This is a genomic window from Acinetobacter sp. WCHAc060025, assembly GCF_004209355.1.
GTDB classification, from domain to species: Bacteria; Pseudomonadota; Gammaproteobacteria; order Pseudomonadales; family Moraxellaceae; genus Acinetobacter; species Acinetobacter wuhouensis.
Genome location: NZ_SGSX01000001.1, coordinates 298,929 through 322,091 on the forward strand (window position 1 = coordinate 298,929; position 23,163 = coordinate 322,091).

At 37.4% G+C, this 23,163-nt stretch carries 21 protein-coding genes; 5 read left to right on the plus strand and 16 right to left on the minus strand.

Features of this window, described 5'->3' with window-relative positions:
• Nucleotides 1-23 precede the first annotated feature (23 nt).
• From EXE09_RS01430 to EXE09_RS01470, 9 genes are all read right to left on the minus strand, one after another.
• Nucleotides 24-1,697 (minus strand): long-chain-fatty-acid--CoA ligase, encoded by a 1,674-nt coding sequence (locus EXE09_RS01430; protein ID WP_068974989.1) that lies wholly within the window; start codon nucleotides 1,695-1,697, stop codon nucleotides 24-26.
• 149 nt (nucleotides 1,698-1,846) lie between these two features.
• Nucleotides 1,847-4,066 (minus strand): DNA topoisomerase IV subunit A, encoded by a 2,220-nt coding sequence (parC, locus tag EXE09_RS01435; RefSeq protein ID WP_130116080.1) that lies wholly within the window; start codon nucleotides 4,064-4,066, stop codon nucleotides 1,847-1,849.
• A gap of 346 nt (nucleotides 4,067-4,412) precedes the next feature.
• Entirely contained in the window at nucleotides 4,413-4,889 is a 477-nt protein-coding gene (locus EXE09_RS01440; protein ID WP_130116081.1) for a hypothetical protein, read from the minus strand.
• Nucleotides 4,852-5,562 (minus strand): hypothetical protein, encoded by a 711-nt coding sequence (locus EXE09_RS01445; RefSeq protein ID WP_087552840.1) that lies wholly within the window; start codon nucleotides 5,560-5,562, stop codon nucleotides 4,852-4,854. Before EXE09_RS01445 ends, EXE09_RS01440 begins: the two co-directional genes overlap by 38 nt.
• Before the next feature lie 5 nt (nucleotides 5,563-5,567).
• Nucleotides 5,568-6,131 carry a PAAR domain-containing protein gene (locus EXE09_RS01450; RefSeq protein WP_130116082.1) on the minus strand — a complete coding sequence of 188 codons (564 nt, stop codon included), beginning with the start codon at nucleotides 6,129-6,131 and terminating at the stop codon, nucleotides 5,568-5,570.
• Nucleotides 6,132-6,434: 303 nt separating this feature from the next.
• A complete protein-coding gene (locus tag EXE09_RS01455; protein ID WP_130116083.1) occupies nucleotides 6,435-7,754 on the minus strand; it encodes an MFS transporter in 1,320 nt (439 codons plus the stop codon).
• A gap of 156 nt (nucleotides 7,755-7,910) precedes the next feature.
• Complete coding sequence (locus EXE09_RS01460; RefSeq protein WP_068974986.1) at nucleotides 7,911-8,555, minus strand: trimeric intracellular cation channel family protein; 645 nt, start codon at nucleotides 8,553-8,555, stop codon at nucleotides 7,911-7,913.
• 59 nt (nucleotides 8,556-8,614) lie between these two features.
• Nucleotides 8,615-9,094: a YchJ family protein gene (locus tag EXE09_RS01465; RefSeq protein WP_130116084.1), complete on the minus strand. Its 480-nt coding sequence runs from the start codon at nucleotides 9,092-9,094 to the stop codon at nucleotides 8,615-8,617.
• Nucleotides 9,095-9,308: 214 nt separating this feature from the next.
• On the minus strand, nucleotides 9,309-9,638 hold the full coding sequence (locus tag EXE09_RS01470; RefSeq protein WP_130116085.1) for a hypothetical protein: 330 nt from the start codon (nucleotides 9,636-9,638) through the stop codon (nucleotides 9,309-9,311).
• 121 nt (nucleotides 9,639-9,759) lie between these two features.
• Between EXE09_RS01470 and EXE09_RS01475 the strand changes: the two genes are divergently transcribed.
• Complete coding sequence (locus tag EXE09_RS01475; RefSeq protein WP_130116086.1) at nucleotides 9,760-10,518, plus strand: SIMPL domain-containing protein; 759 nt, start codon at nucleotides 9,760-9,762, stop codon at nucleotides 10,516-10,518.
• Nucleotides 10,519-10,640: 122 nt separating this feature from the next.
• Here EXE09_RS01475 and EXE09_RS01480 read toward each other — a convergent pair whose 3' ends face one another.
• Together EXE09_RS01480 and EXE09_RS01485 are read right to left on the minus strand one after the other, a co-directional pair.
• Nucleotides 10,641-11,066 (minus strand): hypothetical protein, encoded by a 426-nt coding sequence (locus EXE09_RS01480; RefSeq protein ID WP_068974983.1) that lies wholly within the window; start codon nucleotides 11,064-11,066, stop codon nucleotides 10,641-10,643.
• A 150-nt stretch (nucleotides 11,067-11,216) separates the two neighbouring features.
• Nucleotides 11,217-12,797: a TerC family protein gene (locus EXE09_RS01485; RefSeq protein WP_087552830.1), complete on the minus strand. Its 1,581-nt coding sequence runs from the start codon at nucleotides 12,795-12,797 to the stop codon at nucleotides 11,217-11,219.
• 373 nt (nucleotides 12,798-13,170) lie between these two features.
• Here EXE09_RS01485 and EXE09_RS01490 point away from each other — a divergent pair, with 373 nt between their 5' ends.
• Complete coding sequence (locus EXE09_RS01490) at nucleotides 13,171-13,803, plus strand: TIGR00730 family Rossman fold protein (RefSeq protein ID WP_130116111.1); 633 nt, start codon at nucleotides 13,171-13,173, stop codon at nucleotides 13,801-13,803.
• A gap of 31 nt (nucleotides 13,804-13,834) precedes the next feature.
• Here EXE09_RS01490 and EXE09_RS01495 read toward each other — a convergent pair whose 3' ends face one another.
• From EXE09_RS01495 to EXE09_RS01510, 4 genes are all read right to left on the minus strand, one after another.
• The gene (locus EXE09_RS01495; protein WP_130116087.1) at nucleotides 13,835-14,146 is read right to left on the minus strand and encodes a hypothetical protein; all 312 of its coding nucleotides are present in this window, start codon (nucleotides 14,144-14,146) and stop codon (nucleotides 13,835-13,837) included.
• A gap of 63 nt (nucleotides 14,147-14,209) precedes the next feature.
• The gene (locus tag EXE09_RS01500; RefSeq protein ID WP_130116088.1) at nucleotides 14,210-14,551 is read right to left on the minus strand and encodes a GlpM family protein; all 342 of its coding nucleotides are present in this window, start codon (nucleotides 14,549-14,551) and stop codon (nucleotides 14,210-14,212) included.
• 94 nt (nucleotides 14,552-14,645) lie between these two features.
• A complete protein-coding gene (locus EXE09_RS01505; protein WP_130116089.1) occupies nucleotides 14,646-15,443 on the minus strand; it encodes a hypothetical protein in 798 nt (265 codons plus the stop codon).
• Nucleotides 15,444-15,724: 281 nt separating this feature from the next.
• Entirely contained in the window at nucleotides 15,725-16,408 is a 684-nt protein-coding gene (locus tag EXE09_RS01510; RefSeq protein WP_130116090.1) for a hypothetical protein, read from the minus strand.
• 266 nt (nucleotides 16,409-16,674) lie between these two features.
• On the opposite strand from EXE09_RS01510, the gene uvrA reads away from it, so the two are divergent.
• The 3 genes from uvrA to EXE09_RS01525 are packed head-to-tail and all read left to right on the plus strand — an operon-like array spanning nucleotide 16,675 to nucleotide 20,646.
• On the plus strand, nucleotides 16,675-19,506 hold the full coding sequence (gene uvrA / locus EXE09_RS01515; RefSeq protein ID WP_130116091.1) for an excinuclease ABC subunit UvrA: 2,832 nt from the start codon (nucleotides 16,675-16,677) through the stop codon (nucleotides 19,504-19,506).
• A gap of 56 nt (nucleotides 19,507-19,562) precedes the next feature.
• Nucleotides 19,563-20,243, plus strand: a complete 681-nt coding sequence (locus EXE09_RS01520) for an HNH endonuclease signature motif containing protein (protein ID WP_130116092.1) — start codon at nucleotides 19,563-19,565, stop codon at nucleotides 20,241-20,243.
• Nucleotides 20,236-20,646 carry a hypothetical protein gene (locus EXE09_RS01525; protein WP_130116093.1) on the plus strand — a complete coding sequence of 137 codons (411 nt, stop codon included), beginning with the start codon at nucleotides 20,236-20,238 and terminating at the stop codon, nucleotides 20,644-20,646. The genes EXE09_RS01520 and EXE09_RS01525 overlap by 8 nt, the downstream gene beginning before the upstream one ends.
• A gap of 294 nt (nucleotides 20,647-20,940) precedes the next feature.
• Here the strand turns inward: EXE09_RS01525 and EXE09_RS01530 are convergent, their stop codons facing one another.
• Nucleotides 20,941-22,653 carry a GGDEF domain-containing protein gene (locus tag EXE09_RS01530; RefSeq protein WP_130116094.1) on the minus strand — a complete coding sequence of 571 codons (1,713 nt, stop codon included), beginning with the start codon at nucleotides 22,651-22,653 and terminating at the stop codon, nucleotides 20,941-20,943.
• Nucleotides 22,654-23,163: the final 510 nt, after the last annotated feature.

Sequence of the window (23,163 nt, forward strand, 5' to 3'; positions counted from 1 at the left end):
GGTGCTTTATTTTTATTTATAAATTACTTACGTAAATCTTTACGTAGGATTTTACCCACGTTTGATTTCGGTAATTCATCCATAAACTCAACATAACGAGGACGTTTATAGCCTGTTAAGTTTTCTTTCGCGTACTCAAGCACTTCTTCTGTTGTTAAAGATGGATCTTTTTTCACCACGAATAACTTAGGTACCTCACCCGACTTCTCATCAGGTACACCAATCGCAGCAACTTCAAGCACTTTAGGATGTTTCGCAATCACTTCTTCAATTTCAGAAGGATAAACGTTGAAACCAGATACCAAAATCATGTCTTTTTTACGATCTACGATTTTGAAATAACCGCGTGTGTCCATTACACCAATGTCACCAGTACGGAAATAACCATCCGCAGTCATCACTTTGGCAGTTTCATCAGGACGGTTCCAATAGCCTTTCATCACTTGAGGACCACGGATCGAAATTTCACCCTGCTCACCTTGAGCCAAGTGATTACCATCATCATCCAAAATCGCCACATCTGTTAATGGAAGTGGAACACCGATCGTGCCACTGAACTCAGTTGTTGCAGGTGGGTTTGCTGTTGCCACTGGTGAAGTTTCAGAAAGACCATAACCTTCGATAATGATCGTTCCTGTGACTTTTTTCCATTCTTCCGCAGTTGATGGCAATACAGCCATACCACCACCCATTGCCATTTTCAATTTACTGAAATCTAGCTGACGGAATTCTTCGTTATGTACTAAAGCATTGAATAACGTATTTACCGCAGGGAAGAAACCTGGTTGATACTTACGTAATTCCTTAATCACGGCAGGTAAATCACGTGGGTTCGGAATCAAGATATTCGCTTGACCTTTGTACATGCCGTACATAGCACAAACCATGAATGCAAAAATATGATATAGCGGTAAAGCACAGAAGATACGGTCATCTTTCGCACCATCTCCCGCACCAAATTTACTTTGGAAAATACCATCACATTGCAACAAGTTCGCCACTAAATTACGGTGAGTCAGTTCAGCGCCTTTCGATACACCTGTAGTACCACCAGTATATTGTAATACAGCAGTATCGCTCAACGTCATACTTGGGCGTTTATAATTACTTGGACTTACTTTCGCTAAAGCAGTATTAAATTTGACGTGACCTGGAATATTCCAATCTGGAATTTGTTTACGTACTTTACGCAACACAAAGTTAACCAGTGTCCCTTTTAACGTACCGAGCATATCCCCAACTGAAGCAACAACGACATGCTTCACAGGTGTTTTACCTAAAATTGCTTGGTAAACAGTCGCAAAGTTTTCAACGATCACTAATGCTTCTGCACCTGAGTCATTGAGCTGATGTTCTAATTCACGTGCGGTATATAGTGGATTGACATTCACCAATACCAAACCAGCACGGAACACTGCCAAAGCAACCACAGGGTATTGAAGAACGTTCGGCATCATCACAGCAACACGTGAACCTTTAGCCAAACCTAAACTTTGCAAATATGTTGCAAATTTACGGCTTGCAAGTTCAAGCTCACTGAATGACATCACTTTATCCATGAAGATAAAGGCATCTCGTGAACCAAATTTTTGGAAATTACGCTCAAAAATATCAATAAGAGAGGTATTTTCCTGTGGCAATTCTACTGTCTCTGGAATCCCAGTCTTTTGGTATTCAGCGAACCAAATCTTTTCCATAATGCCTTAATCTCCAATCAGTAATCCTTAGTTTTGAACTGTTTTTCTCTATATCGAACATAATTTTTTAGCTTGTTTGTGTTCAATATTGCATCCATCATTCCGAATACATTGCATATATAACGTATTTTGATCAATGGATGCTAGTTTTATCTTTGAATCAACAGTTTATTTGCTTTTTGATAGCCACGTGGTAAGAGTTGACCTTTCGATGCACGCTTACCGATATATTTCTGTAAATCATCACCTTTTAGTTTTAATTGTTGCTGTCCTGCAAGCACTTGAATTATTTCATCTAAATTCAAAGTTAGCATAAACTGAATCTGTTCATCAGCCTCAAGTTGTATCAACTTATTACCTTTCCCTTTATTGAGTGTTGGCAATTCTGACAAATCAATTAAAAGTAACCGGCCCCCTGAACTGAGTATAGCCAAATGCGTATGATTTTCAATCACTTCAATTGGCATCGCTTTAGCATCATCCGCGACAGTCAGGAATGCTTTGCCCGCCTTCGCATTGGTATCCAGTTGTTTTGCTTGAGATTTAAAACCATAACCTTTGGTACTCACAGCAATAATTTCTTTTTCCTCATCTTCCACAAGGACTTGTATAAAACTCACACCATTGGCAGGAGCAAGTTTTGAACTCAACGGTTCACCTAAGCCACGTGCTGAAGGTAAACTATTAATCGCCAAGGCATAACTTCGCCCAGTTTCATCCAAGATGTAGACTTTCTGATTGGATTTACCTTGCGCTGAACTGAGGTACTGATCACCTGCACGGAAATTTAAATTCTCGGCATCAATATCATGACCTTTGGCAGAACGAATCCAACCTGCTTCAGATAAAACCACAGTGACCGATTCGGCAGGAACGAGATCTTGCTCACTGATTGCATGCGCTTCTTCACGTAAAACAATTGGGGATTTACGATCATCACCAAATTTTTTCGCATCATCTTTAAGCTCTTCAATAATTAAAGACTTTAAAGATTCAGGATTTGCCAATTGCTCACGAATCACCGCTGCTCTCGCTTCCAGTTCTTCTTGTTCACGGCGCATTTCCATTTCTTCAAGTTTTGCCAAATGACGTAACTTCAGTTCTAAAATGGCTTCTGCTTGAATTTCATCAATATTAAAACGCGACATCAACACAGGTTTAGGCTGATCTTCTTCACGAATGATGCGAATCACTTCATCAATGTTCAGATAGGCAATGATTAAACCACCAAGAATGTGCAGACGTTTTTCAATTTTATTTAAATGATATTGCAGGCGACGTGTGACAGTATGTTTACGAATCTCGATCCATTCTAATAATATTCTGCGAATTGATTTCACTTGTGGACGACCATCCGCACCAATCATGTTCATATTGACACGATAGCTAGACTCTAGATCAGTCGTTGCAAATAAATGACTCATCACTGCATCGGCATCGATACGATTTGAACGCAGTACAATGACTAAACGAGTTGGGTTTTGATGATCTGATTCATCACGTAAATCACTAACCAAAGGCAATTTCTTGGCTTGCATCTGATCTGCAATTTGCGAAATGACTTTTGAACCTGAAACTTGATACGGTAGTTCCGTGATCACGATTTCATTTTTTTCAATCGTATAAACTGCACGAGTACGATAGCTTCCACGACCCGAAATTTGAATTTTTAATAGTTCTTCTTTTGAAGTAATAATTTCAGCTTTGGTTGGTAGATCTGGTCCTGGAATGTATTCTGCAACCTTCTCATCACTCAGATCAGGTTTACGGATTAAAGCAATCGTACCTTTGACCACTTCACGTAAATTGTGTGGTGGAATATCCGTTGCCATCCCGACAGCGATACCCGTTGTTCCGTTTAATAGAATATTCGGTACACGCGCAGGTAAACTCACAGGTTCTTTCATCGTACCATCAAAGTTATCTTGCCAGTCGCAGGTACCTTGACCCAATTCTGAAAGTAGTAAATCACTATATGCTGATAATTTTGCTTCGGTATAACGCATTGCCGCAAATGACTTAGGATCATCAGGTGAACCCCAGTTGCCTTGCCCTTCAATAAATGGGTAGCGATAACTGAAAGGTTGCGCCATCAACACCATTGCTTCATAACAGGCTAAATCACCATGCGGATGGTATTTACCCAACACATCACCGACCGTACGTGCAGATTTTTTGGGTTTGCCACTTGGTTTTAAACCCAACTCGCTCATTGCATAGACGATACGGCGTTGTACGGGTTTTAGACCATCACTAATATGGGGCAATGCACGATCCATGATCACGTACATGGCATAGTTGAGATAAGCTTGTTCGGTAAATTCTGCTACAGAACGATTCTCTGTTGCTTGATGCGCAAGGCTTGTCATAACAACCTTTAATCCTAAGTAAATGCGTTTTAAATATTTCTAAATCTAAGTTCTTATGCTAAGTCGCAGGATCAGCCTATACAAGTGTAAGTATGTGCTTCAACGACAATTTGCGTCTTTAGAAGTTTCTAATGTCGTAAAATTATCCATTTTTAAGGAAATGAGCAACTAAAAGTTTTTTATTGAATAAAAAGCAAATGAAATCTAATAACGAGAAGTCTACTAAAATCATAGTATGATTTTTCAAAAGCAGTAATTTACTAAATCTAACTTTGAAATATTAAATTGGAGAGGATACTCTCCAATTTAAACTAACCTTTTGTAATATGTGTAAATACCTATTCTTTTAATATTGTTGCCTACAGTCATTTTCTTGCATTTTTTCACCAAAATGTTCATTTAGCTGAACTTTCCATATCTGTTGCTTTTTATCAATCCAGTTATAATTTTCAGATTCATCTATCTGTTTTGGTTTATATTTTTCATAAGATTTTAAAAAATTACCCGCCAAACATAAGCTGTTTATTTCATGAATGTTTAACTCATCTTCTATTTTATAACTCACACCGAACTGCTTTTCAAATTGCCTAATAAGTGAGATTTTAAGTAAAGTTGATTTGTATAGCTCTTGGGTAATTGGTGTCAACTCAGATGCTACGGCTTTACTATAAACTGTTCGATCGAGATCAATACTTGTCATAAGTCCATAATTAAAATCTTTTAATTTAGTAACATCGTCTTTTTTAGTTGTTGCACAACTGAGAATAGGTAGCATTAAACAGAAACTACCTACTATTTTTATTAACTTGATTAAATTGAACATTTTTTGAGTCTCCAAGATACACGCCCTCATTCTTTAAAATTTGTACCATTTTAGGATTGTAATCTTGCTTAAACAGCTTAATAAACATTTCTCTATTAATATGTAATGGACCAGTATTTTCATTGATTAATGCCATATCTATAGATGCCCTAGTTGGATTTAATTTATCAATCTGCTCTTTTAGTTTTTTTGCTTGTTCATAAGATTTTTTTATGAATTCTCGTTTAGTTTCAACATTTCTGAGTTCTTTTAAATCATCAAAAGCATATGTACTCAGAAATCGAGCTGTAAATGCTGCACTATGAAACTCTGCAACAAGTTGCGTTGCATCATACATCACTTTTTGCATTAAATATTTATGAAATCTAATATACATTTGAGTATGAAAAGCAGGGTCCGTTAAAGCTACATCTGCTTGTTTATTCATATCCCATTCCATTCCAAAACGAATGGCAGTAGCTAATTCAACAGTATTCCTTACTGAAATCCAATCACTATCGCTCATCATAAAATTATAGGGTAATGCCATATAATAGTTACGTATTTTTATATAATCATTACACATCGGCTCTGTAATTTCACATACTTTGGTTTCTTTTGGAAAATTACCAAAAGCATCTGCATCAGGAGCAATTGATCTTCTATAAGCCGAATATAACTGACTTTCACTCATAATTATTATTCCCATTTATCCATAGGTTTTGAAAAATCAAATACATGTAAATCCACATCTTCTGGACTATCGCCTGTATTTACAGTATCTGTATACCCACTATCATCAGTAAAGCCTGAAATTTCTTTCCCTTCTTTTGTAATAAGTAGATAGAAAGCTTCTGGAATTGGTAATTGACTATCTTTATCTACGAGTTGAAATTTTAATCCATGTTCATTTTGAGAATTATTGTTGGAAATAGAAGCAAAGTTACTCATTTGTTGTATCTCATTGGACTGGAGCAAACTTTTCCCCAATCCACCACCATTATCGCCCACAGTTAAATATTGATCGCCAATACATTTACAACCACAAGACAAAGGAGAATTATGCTGTGCCGCTGGCTTACCCATCACAATCATATGATTATCACCAGAAACAATCGTAGAGACACACTTATGTTTTGGACAAGTTGCTTTGTCTCCAACACAAGCAATGGGTTTACCCTCAATCAAAAAAGATGATTGACCAGAAATAACTTTTCCCCCACCTGTTGTAGGTGAACCTAAAGTAATATAAGGAGTTGCCATAGCTTTTTCCTTTCATTATATTTTGTTATAAAATATCAAAATAGATGCAATAATTTTTCTTCTATAGATAGATTAAAGAGTTTTGATTCTACTAACTAATTATTTTAGCATTGTATAATGTTTTTACTTTCCACCCTTCAACTTATTCTAATCTAGATAAAACTCATAATTACGAATTAATCTATTAACCTAACAACAAGTGAGCAAATAGAACATTTCTAATTTGTAACTATCTGCCATAAAGTCGTTGACGAGAACCTGTAAAAGTAAGGAAATTCTAAATAACAATTTCCTTACTTTGAATTACAACCCCATCTCTTCCAAGGTCTTCCCTTTCGTCTCTTCACCTAGAATTAGAATGACTAAAGCAACACCAACAAGCACTGCAGTAAACATCATAAAGACTGCACTAAAACCATTATTTGCCACCATCATATGGGTCACAACCAATGGTGCAACAATCCCGCCCATACGCCCAATCGCCGATGCCCAACCCGAACCAAAAGCACGAATATTGGTTGGATATTGTTCAGGTGTGTAAGTATATAACACACCCCAAGCACCCAAATTAAAGAACGACATCAAACAGCCCCACAACATAATCATACTGACTGAAGTGGCTTGCCCGAAGAAATAAGCAGACACTGCACACATGCCGATAAAGCCTGCCAATGTCGCTTTACGTCCTAATTTTTCTACCAACCATGCGGCAGCAACATAGCCCGGAAGTTGTGCCAAAATCATTCCTAAAACATATTCAAATGACTGAACAATGCTATAGCCTTGTTTGACCAATAAACTTGGTAACCATGTGAAAATACCATAATAAGAAAATACGATTCCAAACCAAATCAACCACAGCATCAAAGTACGTTTGGCAAAAGGACTTGACCAAAGCTGTGAAAATGAAATGCTCTGCTTTTCCGCCACAGGTTTGACTTCAATGGTTTCTATCACTTCCACACCACATTGACGTTCAAGCTTTTGCACCAAAGCATGTGCTTCTTCAATACGTCCGCGATTAATCAAATACGGTACAGATTCAGGCACTTTTTTCAAAATCATGAATACATAAATCGCAGGTAAGCCCCCGATCAAAAAGGCAATATGCCAACCATAATCAGGAATTACAAAATAGGAAATTAATGCAGCAACGAGCCAACCTAAGCCCCAAAAACTTTCCAAGAGGACAATAAAACGCCCACGTACTTGTGCAGGGATATATTCACTCACCAAAGTCACAGCGACAGGCAACTGACCACCAAGCCCTAAACCGACAATAAAACGAAATACCAGCAACCATGTTAAGTTTGGAGCAAAGGCACATAGAGCCGTCGCAATACTATAAGTGACTAAAGTAATCGCAAAGACGGTTCGACGACCAATACGATCTGCCAAGCCACCTGAGAACACCGCCCCGATTGCCATACCAACAAAGCCTATAGATACTACCCAGCCTTTTTCTGAGGGCGTCATTTGCCATTCTTCTGCCATTTTGGTCAGGATAAAGGAAATGAGTCCTGTATCCATGGCATCGAACATCCAACCGAGTCCGATTACCCATAGCAAGGTATAGTGAAATTTTCCAATCGGTAGGCGTTGTACGCGTGAAACTAAATCCATAATCGTGCTCTATGAATATGCTGTATCAGGTGAAAGGGAGATGCTGCCTTCACAACAGGATTTATAATTGTATTCATTATTATAAAGGTTCTGACTTTGATCTAAATCAGAACCCGATATCTATCATTTAAAAGCTAAACTTTTTATTCGGCTAAATCAAGATTCATCTTTGGACGATGCAGATTGTTCATCATCATCTTTATAGATAAATTTCGGCATTTCCAAACCAAAATAAATCGCAATACAGCGCAGTGAAAAACCAAAAACCAAAGTCGAAATCACTGTCACTTCTAAAGACAATCCGACATCCATACAGAACCAATAGAAGATCACCGCAACAAATGAAATTGAGGCATATAGTTCACGGCGGAACACCAAAGGCACATCATTACACAGAATATCACGCAGAATACCGCCTGAAACCCCTGTCAATACACCTGCAACCGCTGAAACAACAAAGCCATGTCCCATATCTAATGCGATCTGACAACCAATGATGGTAAATCCAATCAAACCCAAAGCATCAAGCAACAAGAAGATAGAGTGTAAATGCTTCATCCATTTAGCAATTAGGATAGTGACAAATGCAGCCGCACAGGTGAGTACCAAATATTCAGGATGCTTGACCCAAGTCAGTGGATAATGCCCAAGCAATACATCCCGCACTGAGCCACCGCCAAGTGCTGTCACACAGGCAATCAAAACTACGCCAAACCAGTCCATACTACGCCGACCCGCTGACAAAGCTCCTGTCATGGCTTCAGCCGTAATTGCAATAATATAGATGACTAATAACAACATTGCCCTTCTTCCGCTGAGGGTTATCGATGCGCGTATTCTAAGTCAAATTGCATGAAAAGTTACAAATATTGTGCACAACATTGCTTAAATTTTTTAGCTGAACCACAAATACACGGTTGTTTCATCGTGATCTGCTGATCTGTGGTTGGATCTAGGAAATACCACGTATTTTCAAATTTTACAAAATGCGAAACTTCATGGTGAATTTGTAGAGATTGATCTGCTCCATCCAAGGCTGAATAATGTGCTTTAAATTCAACTTGGGCATGGTTTTTATCGAGTTTTTCTTGGGCTTGTACGACTTCAAGCTTTAACCATTGATTGGCTTTACTCCAATCTGCAATGGCTTTGACATCCAAAGCTTGTTGCTGCCCAAGCGCAGTCGTTTTGACAATATAATCAATCTCTTGTTTAGCAAATGCACTATAACGTGAACGCATCAATTGTGCTGCTGTTTCAGCCTTTTTCTGACCTAAATGTAGAGCTTGGCAACATTCGCTATAAAGTTCAGAACCACATGGGCAAGCGAGATTAGACATGAAATTACTCAAATAAATTTGAATGTAGTTTAACAAAAACCATCATTCATAGTTGATCGAGATAATTTAAGAATGGTAAATCATAGTGGTTTTTACTCACTGTCGATTTATCGCTAAAAACTTTGCCATTCATAGAATTTTGATCAAAAATTAATTTTACTCTAGTTTTATTTTGCCCTAAGCGCATCGTATTTTGATATTTGATTCTAGCGTACTAATTCTTATATTTGGCATAGATAAAATAATCATGCGCTTTACTGATCCCTTTACCTTGATAATCTTGCATTTTTCCATCATTAAACAGCACAATAAACTGATGTATTTCATCAAAATTCTCAGCGTCTTCATAACCACATATATTTTTTCTATACGGGCTTATCAATACTTGAAGCTCCTTTTCATTAAATGCTTCATCCATAAATTGAAATTCAACATCTACATCATTTTGTTCGATAGGATGAAACAACGTTGCTGTTAGAACAACCACCCCGATCAAAAGCAATATAGCTAAGTAAATTTTTTTACTTCTTATTTGTTTTAACATTTTTATGACCCGTTCTTACAAATCGTTGTGCATCAATATAAATAGATCAGTAAATGTACATTGACACACTTTGAAATTCTCAATATAACTTGAATCAATAATAATTTTAGAAATATCAAAAATGGAAAATAAAACCATTACATCTACAAGCTTATGGGTATTTGCATTCATTCTCAGTCTAGGCTTTGTGATCTCTGCTACCGTCATAGGTTATGCGCTGAAACAATCCAATCGTTCACAGAACTCGATCAGTGTAAAAGGTCTTTCCGAAAAACCAATCAAAGCGGATTCTGCACGTTGGGAAATTAACGTTCAAACACCTACGGCTTCAAATAGTATTCCTGAAGCTTATCAATTGCTTGATCAAAATCTTAAAACACTACAGGCTTTTTTTGTGGAGCAAGGTTTTAAAACCACTGATTTACAACAAGGTAATAAAAGCTCTCAAGCCTATTATGAAGAAGTACAAGATGAGGAAGGTAAGACTCGGCGTGAGTTTCGTGGTTATATCGCGATGCAATCTATTGTAATCAGTAGTCGTGATATTCAAAAAATTGAAAAAGCAGCAAAAAATGCTTATTTACTCGATGAAAAAGGTCTTTCGATTGAACAAAAACCTGAATATTTGGTCTCTAATTTAGAGGAAATTAAAATGTCATTGATCGCCAATGCAACTCAAAATGCGCATAGCCGTGCCAATGAATTTGCCAAAGTTGGTGGTGTAAAAGTCGGTACAATGCGCTCAGCAAGTCAAGGCGCTTTCTATATCTTGCCTGAAAGTGGTTCTGATGATGACAGTGACTATGGTGGTGCTTATGACAAAGCGACTATTAATAAAATCGCGCGTGTTGTTGTGACCATTAACTATGCAATTGATTGATTAAAAATAATCTTATTTTCAATACAAATATTATTGATGTAGAAAATAATAGAGGCTCTGAAAATCGATTAATTTAATTTTGTGTTTTATTTCACATAAGCCCATTATTTTAGATTATTGTATTAATGAGCACAAAATTTATATCCAAAATGATTAAGACACACCTTGATTCCTTTAAGTGAGTAATCCATACACCCTTTATGAATACACTTATTCTCTGAAAATCCTTCATGAGCTAAAACCACTAAGAATTGCTTAATGCTGTTTATTTGATTTTGGCTTAGTGTTTGCTTTATATCTATAAGTTTTATTCCAAAAATAGGGTTAGTTGGTGTGTCTGGATAACATTCAAAATACCAAGGTTGCTGACATTCTACACAGGCATAATAAAACTCACCATAATCAAATTCTGGTTGTGCTTTCTCACAAGGAATACTTTCAAGTATGTAATTAGGAAAGCTATTTTTCACATCATAGTTTTGACTAAAAATATCCAAAAAGCTATTAGGACATACAAAAAAACTACCTACAGAATGACATTCACACATAGTTTTTGTTCTTTAAAATTTATCTAAAATTAACTTCATACACCTTATGCGAAGTACAATTTATTAGTCAAATTATTTCAATAGCGTGAGAATCTTATAAACAAAAAAAGCCAGTCTTTCGACCAGCTTTTTTACTATTTCTAATGCAGTTTAATCATCATCTTCCGACTGTTCCAATGCCTTGATATGCACCTTCTCAATCTTATGACCATCCATCGTCACCACTTCAAACTCATAACCATCTGCTTGAAGTTTAGAGCCATTTTCAGGTAAGCGACCTAAATGGAATAACAAATAACCTGAAAGTGTTGAATACTCTTCAGAATCATTGACTAAATCACGCCCTAAAAGCAATGAAACATGACGAATATCCGTTGAGCCTTCAAGCATCAACGAACCATCCTCCAGACTTTCCGCAGCAGCTTCGAGTTCATCTTCATCAGGGAACTCCCCTGCAATCGCTTCAAGCACATCAATCGGTGTTGCAATCCCTTCAATCGAACCATATTCATTCAGGACAATTGCCATTTGCAACGGTGCTTGGCGCAGCTGTTCCATCACCATCAACACCTGTGCATTTTCATGGACGATCACTGGCTCACGTAAATGCTTTTTAAAATCTAAAACACCCGTTTCAATATAATCATTCAACACTTTATGAGTTAAAACAATCCCTTCAATATTGTCCAATTCACCACGCGCCAGAATTAAACGTGAATGTGACATCTCCATTAAATTTTCTTTAATGGTTGCTTCATCTTCATCTAAGTCTAGCCATTCCAATTCAGGGCGTGGGGTCATCACAGATTTTACAGGGCGTTCAGATAAACCAAGAACACCTTGTACCATGACACTGTGATATGCACCATTTTCATCGTCAAACATTTCATCTGCAAGCGCTTGCGTTGCGATCACATCATCCACTTTACCATTTTGATTGTCAGCAGATTTACCACCGAGCATTTTCAAAACAGCCGAGGCAGTACGAAAACGTAAGTCTGTAGTAGTCACCATTTTTTCTTGGTTCTTACGCATGGTTTGGTTCATAAACTCGATCAGAACCGAGAAACCAATTGCTGCATATAAATAGCCTTTTGGAATGTGATAACCAAAACCTTCCACGATGAGCGAGAAACCGATCATCATCAAGAAACCAAGACACAGAATCACCACAGTCGGATGCTTATTAACAAAATCCATCAAGGCTTTGGATGCCCACAGCATGATCCCGACGGCAATCACAACCGCAATCATCATCACTGAAAGGTGTTTCACCATTCCCACAGCAGTGATCACACTATCCAAAGAGAATACGGCATCTAAGACTACAATTTGGACGATCACCATCCAAAACGCAGCATGGACAGGGTTTTCTTCTTTGACGGCTTGCGCACCTTCAAGGCGTTCGTGCAATTCCATTGTCCCTTTAAACAATAGGAATACACCACCAAACAGCAGGATCAGATCTCGCCCTGAAAATGGATGATCCATAATATGGAACAAGGGTGCGGTAAGCGTGATCACCCACGCAATTGAGGCAAGTAACACCATCCGCATACATAAGGCGAGTAATAGCCCAATGATACGTGCTTTATCACGTTGTTCAGGTGGAAGTTTTTCTGCAAGAATTGCAATAAAAACAAGGTTATCTATACCTAAAACAATTTCCAGTACAACCAGTGTCGCAAGACCGACCCATGCAGAAGGATCAGACATCCATTCAAGAATCATTGATCTTGCTCCATTGAAGATGTGCAATTGCGAGTTTCAGCATATGTGAACTGTAAATTTCGAATTTGATTAGATAACTTTAGTTTATTTTGAAATATTTTTTTGTCTAAAGATTGTGCATTTTCGGAGCGACGACAACCACTACCCATGATGATTCATTTATTGAGAAACAAGCTTCAAGTATAGGTAATTTTGCTAAAAATTTCATCTCATTTATCATGTTTTATATGAACTTTATATGAAATAGCAATAGATTCATCGTGATACATATCATTGCCAAATCAATCACGATTCAACATGTTTTTGTCATATTTTTGACTTAGAGTAGTAGAAACATATAAGAACATGATAAGTTAAGGTGAAAAAATAAATGATGAATAGCGTACTCCCTGTAATGAAAAATGAAATGCTTGAATTAGATCACCCCTCTCGTAAAGCAACGCAATGCCTCATCGCACTATATTGTGGCTCCCGCTTTGGCAATAAACCGATTTATAAAGACACAGCAATAGATTTGGCGAAAGGTATCGCAGAACATGGTTTTGGCATCGTCTATGGTGGTGCAAGCATTGGCTTAATGGGTCAAGTTGCTGACACAGTGACGGAACACGGCGGTGAAGTGGTCGGGGTAATTCCAGAATTTATGCTGGACTATGAAATCGCACATAAACAATTGACTGAACTACACATTGTACAAAGTATGCATGAGCGCAAAGCCATGATGGCAGAGCGTGCCAGTGCATTTGTCGCCTTACCTGGTGGATTTGGAACTTTTGAGGAAATCTTAGAAATCGCGACATGGGGACAACTGAATCAGCACCAAAAACCGATGATGCTTTACAATGTAAATGGTTTCTATGATCACTTAATTGCACAACTCGATCATGCAGTGGAAGAGGGTTTTTTACCGCCTCAGCATCGCGCAAAATTGATTGTTTGTAACAATGCCAATCAAATTTATAATGCGATTAAAAACTTAGAAGCACCGAAACATTTTATTGTATAAATATTCAAAATAGCAGGTGAAAGCCCATCTTTTACCTGCTCATCCACAGCGTTAAAAACAACAATAACATTACTGCACTCATCAGCCCCCAATACAGCAAAATAAATACTTTGGCTTTGCGCAAATGTAGATGATAATTAACCGCCTTATCCCAAATAATTTTATATTTTTTTTGACCTTGTTGTCCCCATACGTATCCCATGTAGTCCCAATATCCTAAAACTACGTTTTTCTCACGCAAATATTTATACAGATGATAATCCACAAAACAAAAAATGATCATCGCGCTTAAAAAGCACAACAGCATCAGTAGTGGCAACATATCAATTAACAGTTCTTTCATTTCATTATTTTCTATATCTGTATTTTTAGAATATTTAGAAATTGCTCATTGCAATATTGACCATTAATTGTGAAATATCTGCCAACCATAAATCAAACCTGCCGCAGCCACGATCCAACATAATGTTGCAACACCAAGACAAGACCACATCGACAATTTTGTTGCGAGTAAATAGACCACAAGTAAATAAATAAAATAGGGAATCAGTGACCATAAGCCAAACAATGCTGTTTGCTTTAATGCGTCTCCACCCTTCTCTTGCGACACAATCACATGGGCAATCAATGCAAAAGTGGGGAAAAGCGGAACTAAACCCGCAATATAAAATGCCTTACTTTTAGAAAGAATCGAAATCAACAAAACCACTGCTGCGCCGATGACACATTTCAAAAACAAAGACAGCATTTATACTTACTCAGCAATAAAACCAATGGGCTGAGTGTAGTGAATTTAAGGTATAAAAGCTAAAAAGTTTGAATGATAAGTTGCTATATTTTGCTTAATAAGCACGTTTGAATTTACGACGATTGATGAAAGCAAAAATTCCCATCACAACAGCGCCCAAAACAAAAATAACCAATTTAACTTCTATTCTACTCAAGTGATATGCTGAACGTTCAGATTCAGACGTCAAAGGCACTGCCATTGGCGCTTTTACCGCTTCCCCTGTAGCAGTTGCAGAGTTCTCTGATGAAGTTGTATAGGATGAGGCTACATTTTTGAAATTTAATTCACTGAGCTGAGTAGGTTTAGCACCTTTACCCACTAAGACATACGCCGCAACAATATCAAAATCGACTGGATTTTCAATCTTGAACTGAACCTTGGTTGGCTCATAACTATTATATTCAGGAATCCAATCATTTACTTGGCTATAAATACGAACTGTATCTGTTTTTTCTAGTACAGGATCTTCGATTAACATCACTGACATTTCATCAATAATCGAAGTTAATTTTTTGAATTGATGAAAAGAATATTGTGAAGTTTGCTTCAAATTTTCAGCAATCAACTGTTGATGGATCGAATGTTCACTGGCATTGGATTTATCCAATAAACCTTGATTATCAATAATAAAGTCAACTTTAGAAGTTAATCCTGGGTAATTTTGACGTCCAATCAAATAAACTGCTGTCCAGATCTGATCACTCGCGTGTACATTCTCCAAATTGACTTCATAAAACTGATTTGGTTTCACATTTAAGACTTGCTCAAAAAGGACAGGCGAAGCATTCTCTGCAAAAACATTGCCAGAAAATATAAAACAAATTATTGCAATCACTTTCTGCATATTCATTTCAACCCACCATAAGTGCGACTTAAGTCACAAATATTATATATTAAGTATCCAAATTTGCGTATGCTACTTGTCTAACAATCAGATTTTTAAGATAAATGGAGAAATTTATAGCTACCAAATTCCCCCCTACTCTCTTCGATTTATACAAAATTCAAAATCCCTATTTTTAAGTATTTGACTGTTTTAAAAATGTCGAATCGTCAGTCTTCTCTTTACACTCAATCCATACTAATCACGGCGAAATTTCCCCCAAAGAACGAAAATCATTACAGCAGCAATTACAAAAAAATTAAAAATCTAGCTTCCATTTTTGCCATCATCGAATCTGGACTTTTAGATGCATTGCGGAACTGTTGCTGTCTTTCCTCAGCACTCATATTGTTATTTTGTAGCATCAAATCCATGACTTGTTTCGGCTTATCACCCTCTCCCACAATCATATAGATCGCGAGTGGCTCAAAGCCTTGTTGTTCAGGAACAGCGACACTTAGTTTAAAATTTTCTACACCATACTCAGGAGCCCAGTCCATAACTTGTGCATAAGTACGGATGACATCTGCATCTTTTACAAACGGATCTTCAATTTCTGTACCTGTCTGCTCTTCGATTTCATCAGCAATATCATCAAACTCTTTCAGTGAAAACTTTTTGCGTAATGGCAAATCATCCGCAACCAAAATCGTTTGATTTATTTTTTCAGTTGGGTTGGCTTTATTGATCAAGCCCTCTGGTAAGATCACCAAATTCATCTGTGCTGTACGATTTGGAATCGTCTGCTTCCCGACCACATAAATTGCCGTCCATGCCTGCGTACTTGGAGAAACATCAGTAAATTCCATTTGTGCAGCATGTTCTTGATCTAGTTTTAAAAATTGTTCAAAAGTCACAATTTTAGTTTTGAGTGCAAACACATGTACGCTCAACGTTAACCCTAAAGCGAATGCGAATATCTGTTTCAGCATGGCAACCCTGATTTATAAAGTATTTTATTTTCAATAAATTATAAGCAAGACATTGATATAATCGAATTAGACCTTGAATATTGGCTGAATATAATTGTAAATATATGAATTAAATCATTTTATGTGAAATTTTAAGCAATTCCGCTTGCTTTAAATGGTCAGTGAAATGACATAATTTGTCGCTTAAAAACTATTTTTTACAGCTTGAACAAAATTAAATCGCTATCATATACAACCTAAATTTGCACAATTCCGAGAAAGTCTTTATGAGCCAAAGTCATATCCGTATTCGAGGCGCACGTACCCATAATTTGAAAAATGTGTCTCTCGATATTCCACGCGACAAGTTTGTGGTGATCACGGGACTTTCAGGCTCTGGAAAATCATCTTTGGCATTTGATACCTTATATGCCGAAGGTCAGCGCCGTTATGTTGAATCACTGTCTGCCTATGCACGTCAATTCCTTTCACAAATGGAAAAACCTGAAGTCGATTCAATTGAAGGTTTAAGTCCTGCCATTGCCATTGAACAGAAATCGACCAGTCATAACCCACGTTCAACGGTGGGAACCATTACTGAAATTTATGACTATTTACGTCTGCTCTATGCACGAGTGGGTACGCCTTATTGTCCTGAACATGATTTACCGATGGTCGCACAAACTGTTTCGGAAATGGTCGATGCAGTCAAAGGTCTGGAAGAAGGCACAGCCCTGATGTTACTTGCGCCTGTGGTGCGTGAGCGTAAAGGTGAATACAGCAATTTATTTGACCAATTACAGAGTCAAGGTTTCGTCCGTGCCCGTGTCGATGGTGAAGTGATTGACATTGATACACCGCCTGAACTGGATAAAAAGAAAAAACATACTATCGAAGTGGTGGTGGATCGTTTTAAAGTCCGTGATGATCTGGGCAACCGTATTGCGGAAAGCTTTGAAACCGCACTGCGTTTAGGTGGTGATATTGCGGTTTTATCGTGGATGAATGGCGAACAGCCTGAACGGGTATTTTCAGCAAAACACTCCTGTCCTGAATGTGACCGTGCTGTTGCTGAACTCGAACCACGCCTATTCTCATTCAACAATCCATTCGGTGCATGTCCAACCTGTGATGGTTTAGGAACACGTAGCCATTTCAGTGCAGACAAACTGATTCCAAGTCCTGATGTGTCGATCAGCCAAGGTGCAATTCGTGGTTGGGACAGACAGCGCCCGTACTATTACAGCATGATTGAAAAAGTGGCTGCACATTTTGGTTTTTCATTGGATACACCGTGGAATGAACTGGATGCCGACACCAAAAAGAAATTTTTATACGGTACAGGCAAAGAAAAAGTCGACTTAAGCTACATTGATGAACGTGGTCGTAAACACAGTCGTGTGCAAGCCTTTGAAGGAATTTTGCCACATCTGGAACGTCGCTATCGTGAAACAGAATCGAATTATGTCCGTGATGATCTGGCACAGTATTTATTCAATGCAGCCTGTGATGCCTGCGGTGGTTCACGTCTGAATGAAATTTCACGTCATGTCCGTGTCAAAGACAAAACCATTGCCCAGATCACCAAAATGTCGATTGGTGATGCGGAACATTATTATCAGGATTTAAATCTTGAGGGTGCAAAAGGCGAAATTGCCGATAAGATTTTTAAAGAAATCCGTGAGCGTCTGCACTTCCTTGTTTCTGTCGGTCTGAACTATTTAAGTCTGTCGCGTTCTGCGGAAACCCTTTCAGGCGGTGAAGCACAGCGTATTCGTCTGGCTTCACAGATCGGTGCGGGCTTAATGGGCGTGATGTATGTCCTCGATGAACCATCGATTGGTCTGCATCAGCGTGATAATGATCGTCTACTTGAAACTTTGGTGCGTTTACGTGACCTTGGAAATACCGTTTTAGTCGTTGAACATGATGAAGATGCGATTCGTGCTGCTGACCATATTATTGATATCGGTCCTGGTGCAGGTGTGCATGGCGGTCATGTGATTGCCGAAGGGACTTATGATGAAATTCTGGCAAATAAAGAGTCTTTAACAGGTCAATATCTGTCAGGAAAATTAAAAATCGAAGTACCAAAACAGCGCACGCAACCGCCTAAACCTGAAGAGCAAATCAAGCTGATGGGTGCATGTGGTCATAACCTGCAAAATGTAGATTTAACCATTCCGCTTGGCATTATGACCTGTGTAACAGGTGTTTCGGGTTCAGGTAAATCTACCTTGATTAACCGTACCTTGTTACCGCTTGCAGCAACTCAGTTGAATGGTGCAACCACACTGACCGCTGAAAAGTTTGATTCAATTGATGGCTTACAATTCCTCGATAAAGTCGTGGATATTGACCAAAGCCCGATTGGTCGTACACCTCGTTCCAACCCTGCAACGTATACAGGTTTGTTTACACCAATTCGTGAATTATTTGCGCAAACACCTGAAGCCAAAGCACGTGGTTATGCTGCGGGTCGTTTCTCGTTTAACGTGAAAGGTGGTCGCTGTGAAGCCTGTGAGGGTGACGGCATGATCAAAGTGGCAATGCATTTCTTACCTGATATGTATGTGCCGTGCGATGCCTGTCACGGTGATCGTTATAACCGTGAAACGTTGGAAGTGGGCTATAAAGGTAAAAATATTTCTGATGTTTTAGGCATGACCGTTGAAGATGCGATGCATTTCTTTGATGCGATTCCTGTCATTCACCGTCGTTTGGAAACTTTAAATCAGGTCGGCCTGGGTTATATCCGCCTAGGTCAGTCTGCCACTACCCTATCAGGCGGTGAAGCGCAACGTGTCAAACTCGCACGTGAACTGGCGAAGCGTGATACAGGCAAAACTTTGTATGTGCTTGATGAGCCGACTACAGGTCTGCACTTCCATGATATTGCGAAGCTTCTGGATATTCTTCATGAGCTGCGTAATAAGGGGAATACCATCGTGGTGATTGAGCATAATCTGGATGTGATTAAAACTGCCGATTGGGTGATTGATTTGGGTCCTGAAGGCGGTGCAGGTGGTGGACAGATTATTGCTGAGGGTACACCTGAAGAAGTCGCGAAATCTAAAGTTTCGCATACAGCGAAGTTTCTGAAACCGATGTTGAAATGATTTAATATAAGAAGTTGGGTTATCATCTAAACTCAACTTCTTATAAATATTAGATTATGGCTAAACGAAAGAAACTAGCAGATAAGGATATTAAATCTCTTTGGGCTTTATCAGCAGGTATTTGTGCTAATCCTTCATGCAATAGAAACATTATTGAATCCACTATTAATCATTCATTGGTCGTGATTGGTGAACAAGCACATATAATTGCTCATAGTGCAGATGGCCCTAGAAATAATCAGGATCGTTTAATTAACGATGTAGATTCTGTTGAAAACCTCATTTTGCTATGTAGTACATGTCATACTTTAATTGATAAAGCCGAACAAGATTATCCCATTGAACTTCTACGTGAATGGAAAAACAAACATGAAGAAAAAGTTCAAACTATATTTAAAGATAAAAAATTTGACAATCTTAATTCCCTAAAATTGGAAATTAAAAAAATATTAGATGAGAATTACTATTTATTTAATCAATATGGTCCAAGATCTGAAGCATCTCAAAACTTACTTTCAAATACTGTAGAATTGTGGCACAAACACATTATTGAAGATATTTTGCCTAATAATAGAAAAATCATTAACTTAATAGAAAATAATATTGAATTATGGACTAATAATTTAGTTTTCATCAAAATGAAAGCACATGTAAATGCTTATGAAGTACATTTTAGTAATCCGCTAGAAAACTATCAGCTTTTTCCTATTGAGTTTAAAGAGTACATATATGAGTGATATTTTCAACAATTGGGGTGTCCAATATTGTCGTATTTTATTTTTAAAAAAAATTTTAGAAAATCATGATAATGTTATTAATCTGAAACGTACCGAAGACATTTATTTTTCTTTTAATCGCATAAAGCAGAATGACTCATTAAATGTACTTTGCTTAGACAGCTATGTGTTTGGTGAAAATGATTTATATAAAGTTTTAGAAGAGTTTCCTAATATTGATATTATTTCTATTGGCGGTGTTTGGAATCGCTATACACGTGAAGCAAAGGAACTTGCATTAGAAAAAAAACTAGGCTTATATCGTGCGGATGAAATAAAAGGAGGAATTTACTTTGACAAATTCTGGCTTTACCACAAAAAAGATGATGAAGGGAATCCAAAATATTGCTTTGGATCACTCTAATGAATTACTCTGTGTAATTGGCTTTGGCTCTTTTTTCCAAGGAAAATCTTCATTTAATGATATTGATATACTCTTTGTCGGTATATCAAATGATAATTTCCAACTTTACAAAACACTAAAGAGCAAATGTGTAAAATTAAGTTCCATGTTTGGAGTAAATATTGACTTTAACTTCTTAACAAAAACAGAATATGAAGAAAACTTATATTTAGACATAAAAAGTAATACTCATACTGTGCTTTATTTAAATTCAATAACATGATTTTATTCCATAGTTAATTGTTACAAGAGTAATCACACCACCACTTTATTCCGCCCTTGCGCTTTCGCTTTAAACAAAGACTCATCCGCTTGACTAAATAACGCTTCCCAATTCTCTGCCCCAGATGCAATCCCAATACTCACAGACACTTTCAGCTGTTCATCTGTTCCAGGTAAATCAAAACGTAACTGCGAAATATCTGCCAAAATACTTTCCGCAATTTGAATCAACCAATCTTGCTTCAAATTTTTCAAAACAATTAAAAACTCATCCCCACCAAAACGCACAATCAACTCAGAACGCGCAATATTGGCTTGTAAACAAGATGCAATTTGAGCGATCACACGATCCCCCAGAATATGCCCATATTGATCATTCACTGACTTAAAATGATCAATATCTACCACAATCAAACTCAGCTGCTGGAATAACTGAGGCTCAGCCGCATACTCATTTAAAAAAGCATCCAAAGCGACACGATTCGACACACCCGTTAAACTGTCGGTGTTCGCCATATTTTTCAATTTAAATTCAAATACGTCCCGCTGTTGCAACATCTCTTTTAAAATATAAATCGCATCATTCAGCGTTTGCGCCTCTTTATACGTTAAATCAACGCCTCCAACATATTCACGCTGATGAGACTTCGATAATTCCACAATCATTTGCTGGGCTTGAATCAAAGGTTCAAACAATTTTTTGCGTGTATAAAGCATTGTAAACATCGCAACAGCTAAAGAGATTAACGATGTGAAAAGTGTCAGCAAAAATTGTTGATGAGATGCGCTCGCTTTTTCTTGAGCATCGAGGCTTTGCATTTCAAGTAAATAGGTTTGTAGATCCACAACAGTTGTAAATTTTCCCACCATCGCATCAGTGAGCTGATTTGCAGTGATGCTATAAGGCTGATGAAGATCACTCTCTTGCAAAAGCTTCACGACTATAGATAAACCTTGATCAATAAAACGATCTTTGACCTGTTGATGCAAATTTAAATAATCTTGTGTTTTCAATGATTCAGGTTGGATCGTATCTAGCAACTGCCATAAATATTTTACTTGTTCCTGTGTTTGCAAAGATCGAAGTTTATTCTTTTCTGGAAATGAGGCTGAAAAACTTAATGGCGCCATAATATTTGATGCAACACGACCTGCTTGATCACGCAAATCCGCAAGTATCAGCACCATAGACGCATAGTCCGTCACTTCTTTATTTCGCTTTTTTGAATCCATGACCAACTGTTGTAAGAGTGTTCTACAACTGTCCCATGCACCAAACATTCCTAAAATGGCTTGGTCCATCTGCTGAACAGTCCGTTTTTCTTTAGATAATGCTAAATATGCATCAACATGTTTACGGGCATTGCCTAAATCATATTTCAATTGCTGATCAACGCGCTTTGCTAACTCAGTAAAGCCTGCTCGATTTAATGTTTTGACGGTTATATCGATTTGCTGATCGACTTCGCTACGATATTTATTCAGTTCATTGATATTTTTTTGAGCTTCAAGGGTTGTACTCGACATTGCTTTATTAGTTGGTGCTCTTTCACGAGATATTTTGTTTGATGTTTCCGCAAATACCCTCAATGTCTGGATGTCTAAAACAGCTTGATGTGAAATTCGATATTGTTGGTAACTACTAATAATTTGAGGAATTGCAATTAACAGCACAGATAAGATAATGATCGACATTAAAAGCAATAAGCGAATACTAATTTGTTCTGAGCGCAATTGCTGTCCCATTTGTTTTCACCATATCTGTTGTTATTGGTCTACTTTGAAAATACAACTATTCGATTTATTTAACATCAATCTCATTATAAATTAGCCATTAAAAATGATCTATGACTCAAATAATTTTATGAATACTACACAATACCTATTTTTACCTAAGTTTGAATACTGTATTTATAGCAATGTTTAACCACAATCTAAAAGCTTAATATTCAAAATAAAATTTGACTTAATTGACGATAATGAGAAGTTCTTTTTGCACCATCAATACATTCATTTAAAGGGTCAAACCAACGTTTAGTCCAAAGAATTAACCATTCGTTTAAAAAACCAACATTTAAAACCAAGTAAAATAATCAAGATTTTATAAAAAACAAATCTACATTCATTTACTTAAATAAAACCTCAATGCTAAATCGCTATTTCAGATCTGTAATATTCAAAATTAACATTTTACATAAAAGTAGAATGAACCTAAAATAAGAAACCAATAGAGATGAACATTATCACTATTTAAGA

Coding starts and splice junctions, on each gene's coding strand:
- EXE09_RS01510 (WP_130116090.1), bottom strand. CDS start 16,408: ATGCTGAAACAGATATTCGCATTCGCTTTAGGGTTAACGTTGAGCGTA.
- EXE09_RS01440 (WP_130116081.1), bottom strand. CDS start 4,889: ATGTTCAATTTAATCAAGTTAATAAAAATAGTAGGTAGTTTCTGTTTA.
- uvrA (WP_130116091.1), top strand. CDS start 16,675: ATGAGCCAAAGTCATATCCGTATTCGAGGCGCACGTACCCATAATTTG.
- EXE09_RS01485 (WP_087552830.1), bottom strand. CDS start 12,797: ATGATTCTTGAATGGATGTCTGATCCTTCTGCATGGGTCGGTCTTGCG.
- EXE09_RS01470 (WP_130116085.1), bottom strand. CDS start 9,638: ATGTTAAAACAAATAAGAAGTAAAAAAATTTACTTAGCTATATTGCTT.
- parC (WP_130116080.1), bottom strand. CDS start 4,066: ATGACAAGCCTTGCGCATCAAGCAACAGAGAATCGTTCTGTAGCAGAA.
- EXE09_RS01465 (WP_130116084.1), bottom strand. CDS start 9,094: ATGTCTAATCTCGCTTGCCCATGTGGTTCTGAACTTTATAGCGAATGT.
- EXE09_RS01475 (WP_130116086.1), top strand. CDS start 9,760: ATGGAAAATAAAACCATTACATCTACAAGCTTATGGGTATTTGCATTC.
- EXE09_RS01505 (WP_130116089.1), bottom strand. CDS start 15,443: ATGAATATGCAGAAAGTGATTGCAATAATTTGTTTTATATTTTCTGGC.
- EXE09_RS01500 (WP_130116088.1), bottom strand. CDS start 14,551: ATGCTGTCTTTGTTTTTGAAATGTGTCATCGGCGCAGCAGTGGTTTTG.
- EXE09_RS01495 (WP_130116087.1), bottom strand. CDS start 14,146: ATGAAAGAACTGTTAATTGATATGTTGCCACTACTGATGCTGTTGTGC.
- EXE09_RS01490 (WP_130116111.1), top strand. CDS start 13,171: ATGAATAGCGTACTCCCTGTAATGAAAAATGAAATGCTTGAATTAGAT.
- EXE09_RS01480 (WP_068974983.1), bottom strand. CDS start 11,066: ATGTGTGAATGTCATTCTGTAGGTAGTTTTTTTGTATGTCCTAATAGC.
- EXE09_RS01455 (WP_130116083.1), bottom strand. CDS start 7,754: ATGGATTTAGTTTCACGCGTACAACGCCTACCGATTGGAAAATTTCAC.
- EXE09_RS01450 (WP_130116082.1), bottom strand. CDS start 6,131: ATGGCAACTCCTTATATTACTTTAGGTTCACCTACAACAGGTGGGGGA.
- EXE09_RS01460 (WP_068974986.1), bottom strand. CDS start 8,555: ATGTTGTTATTAGTCATCTATATTATTGCAATTACGGCTGAAGCCATG.
- EXE09_RS01525 (WP_130116093.1), top strand. CDS start 20,236: ATGAGTGATATTTTCAACAATTGGGGTGTCCAATATTGTCGTATTTTA.
- EXE09_RS01430 (WP_068974989.1), bottom strand. CDS start 1,697: ATGGAAAAGATTTGGTTCGCTGAATACCAAAAGACTGGGATTCCAGAG.
- EXE09_RS01520 (WP_130116092.1), top strand. CDS start 19,563: ATGGCTAAACGAAAGAAACTAGCAGATAAGGATATTAAATCTCTTTGG.
- EXE09_RS01530 (WP_130116094.1), bottom strand. CDS start 22,653: ATGGGACAGCAATTGCGCTCAGAACAAATTAGTATTCGCTTATTGCTT.
- EXE09_RS01445 (WP_087552840.1), bottom strand. CDS start 5,562: ATGAGTGAAAGTCAGTTATATTCGGCTTATAGAAGATCAATTGCTCCT.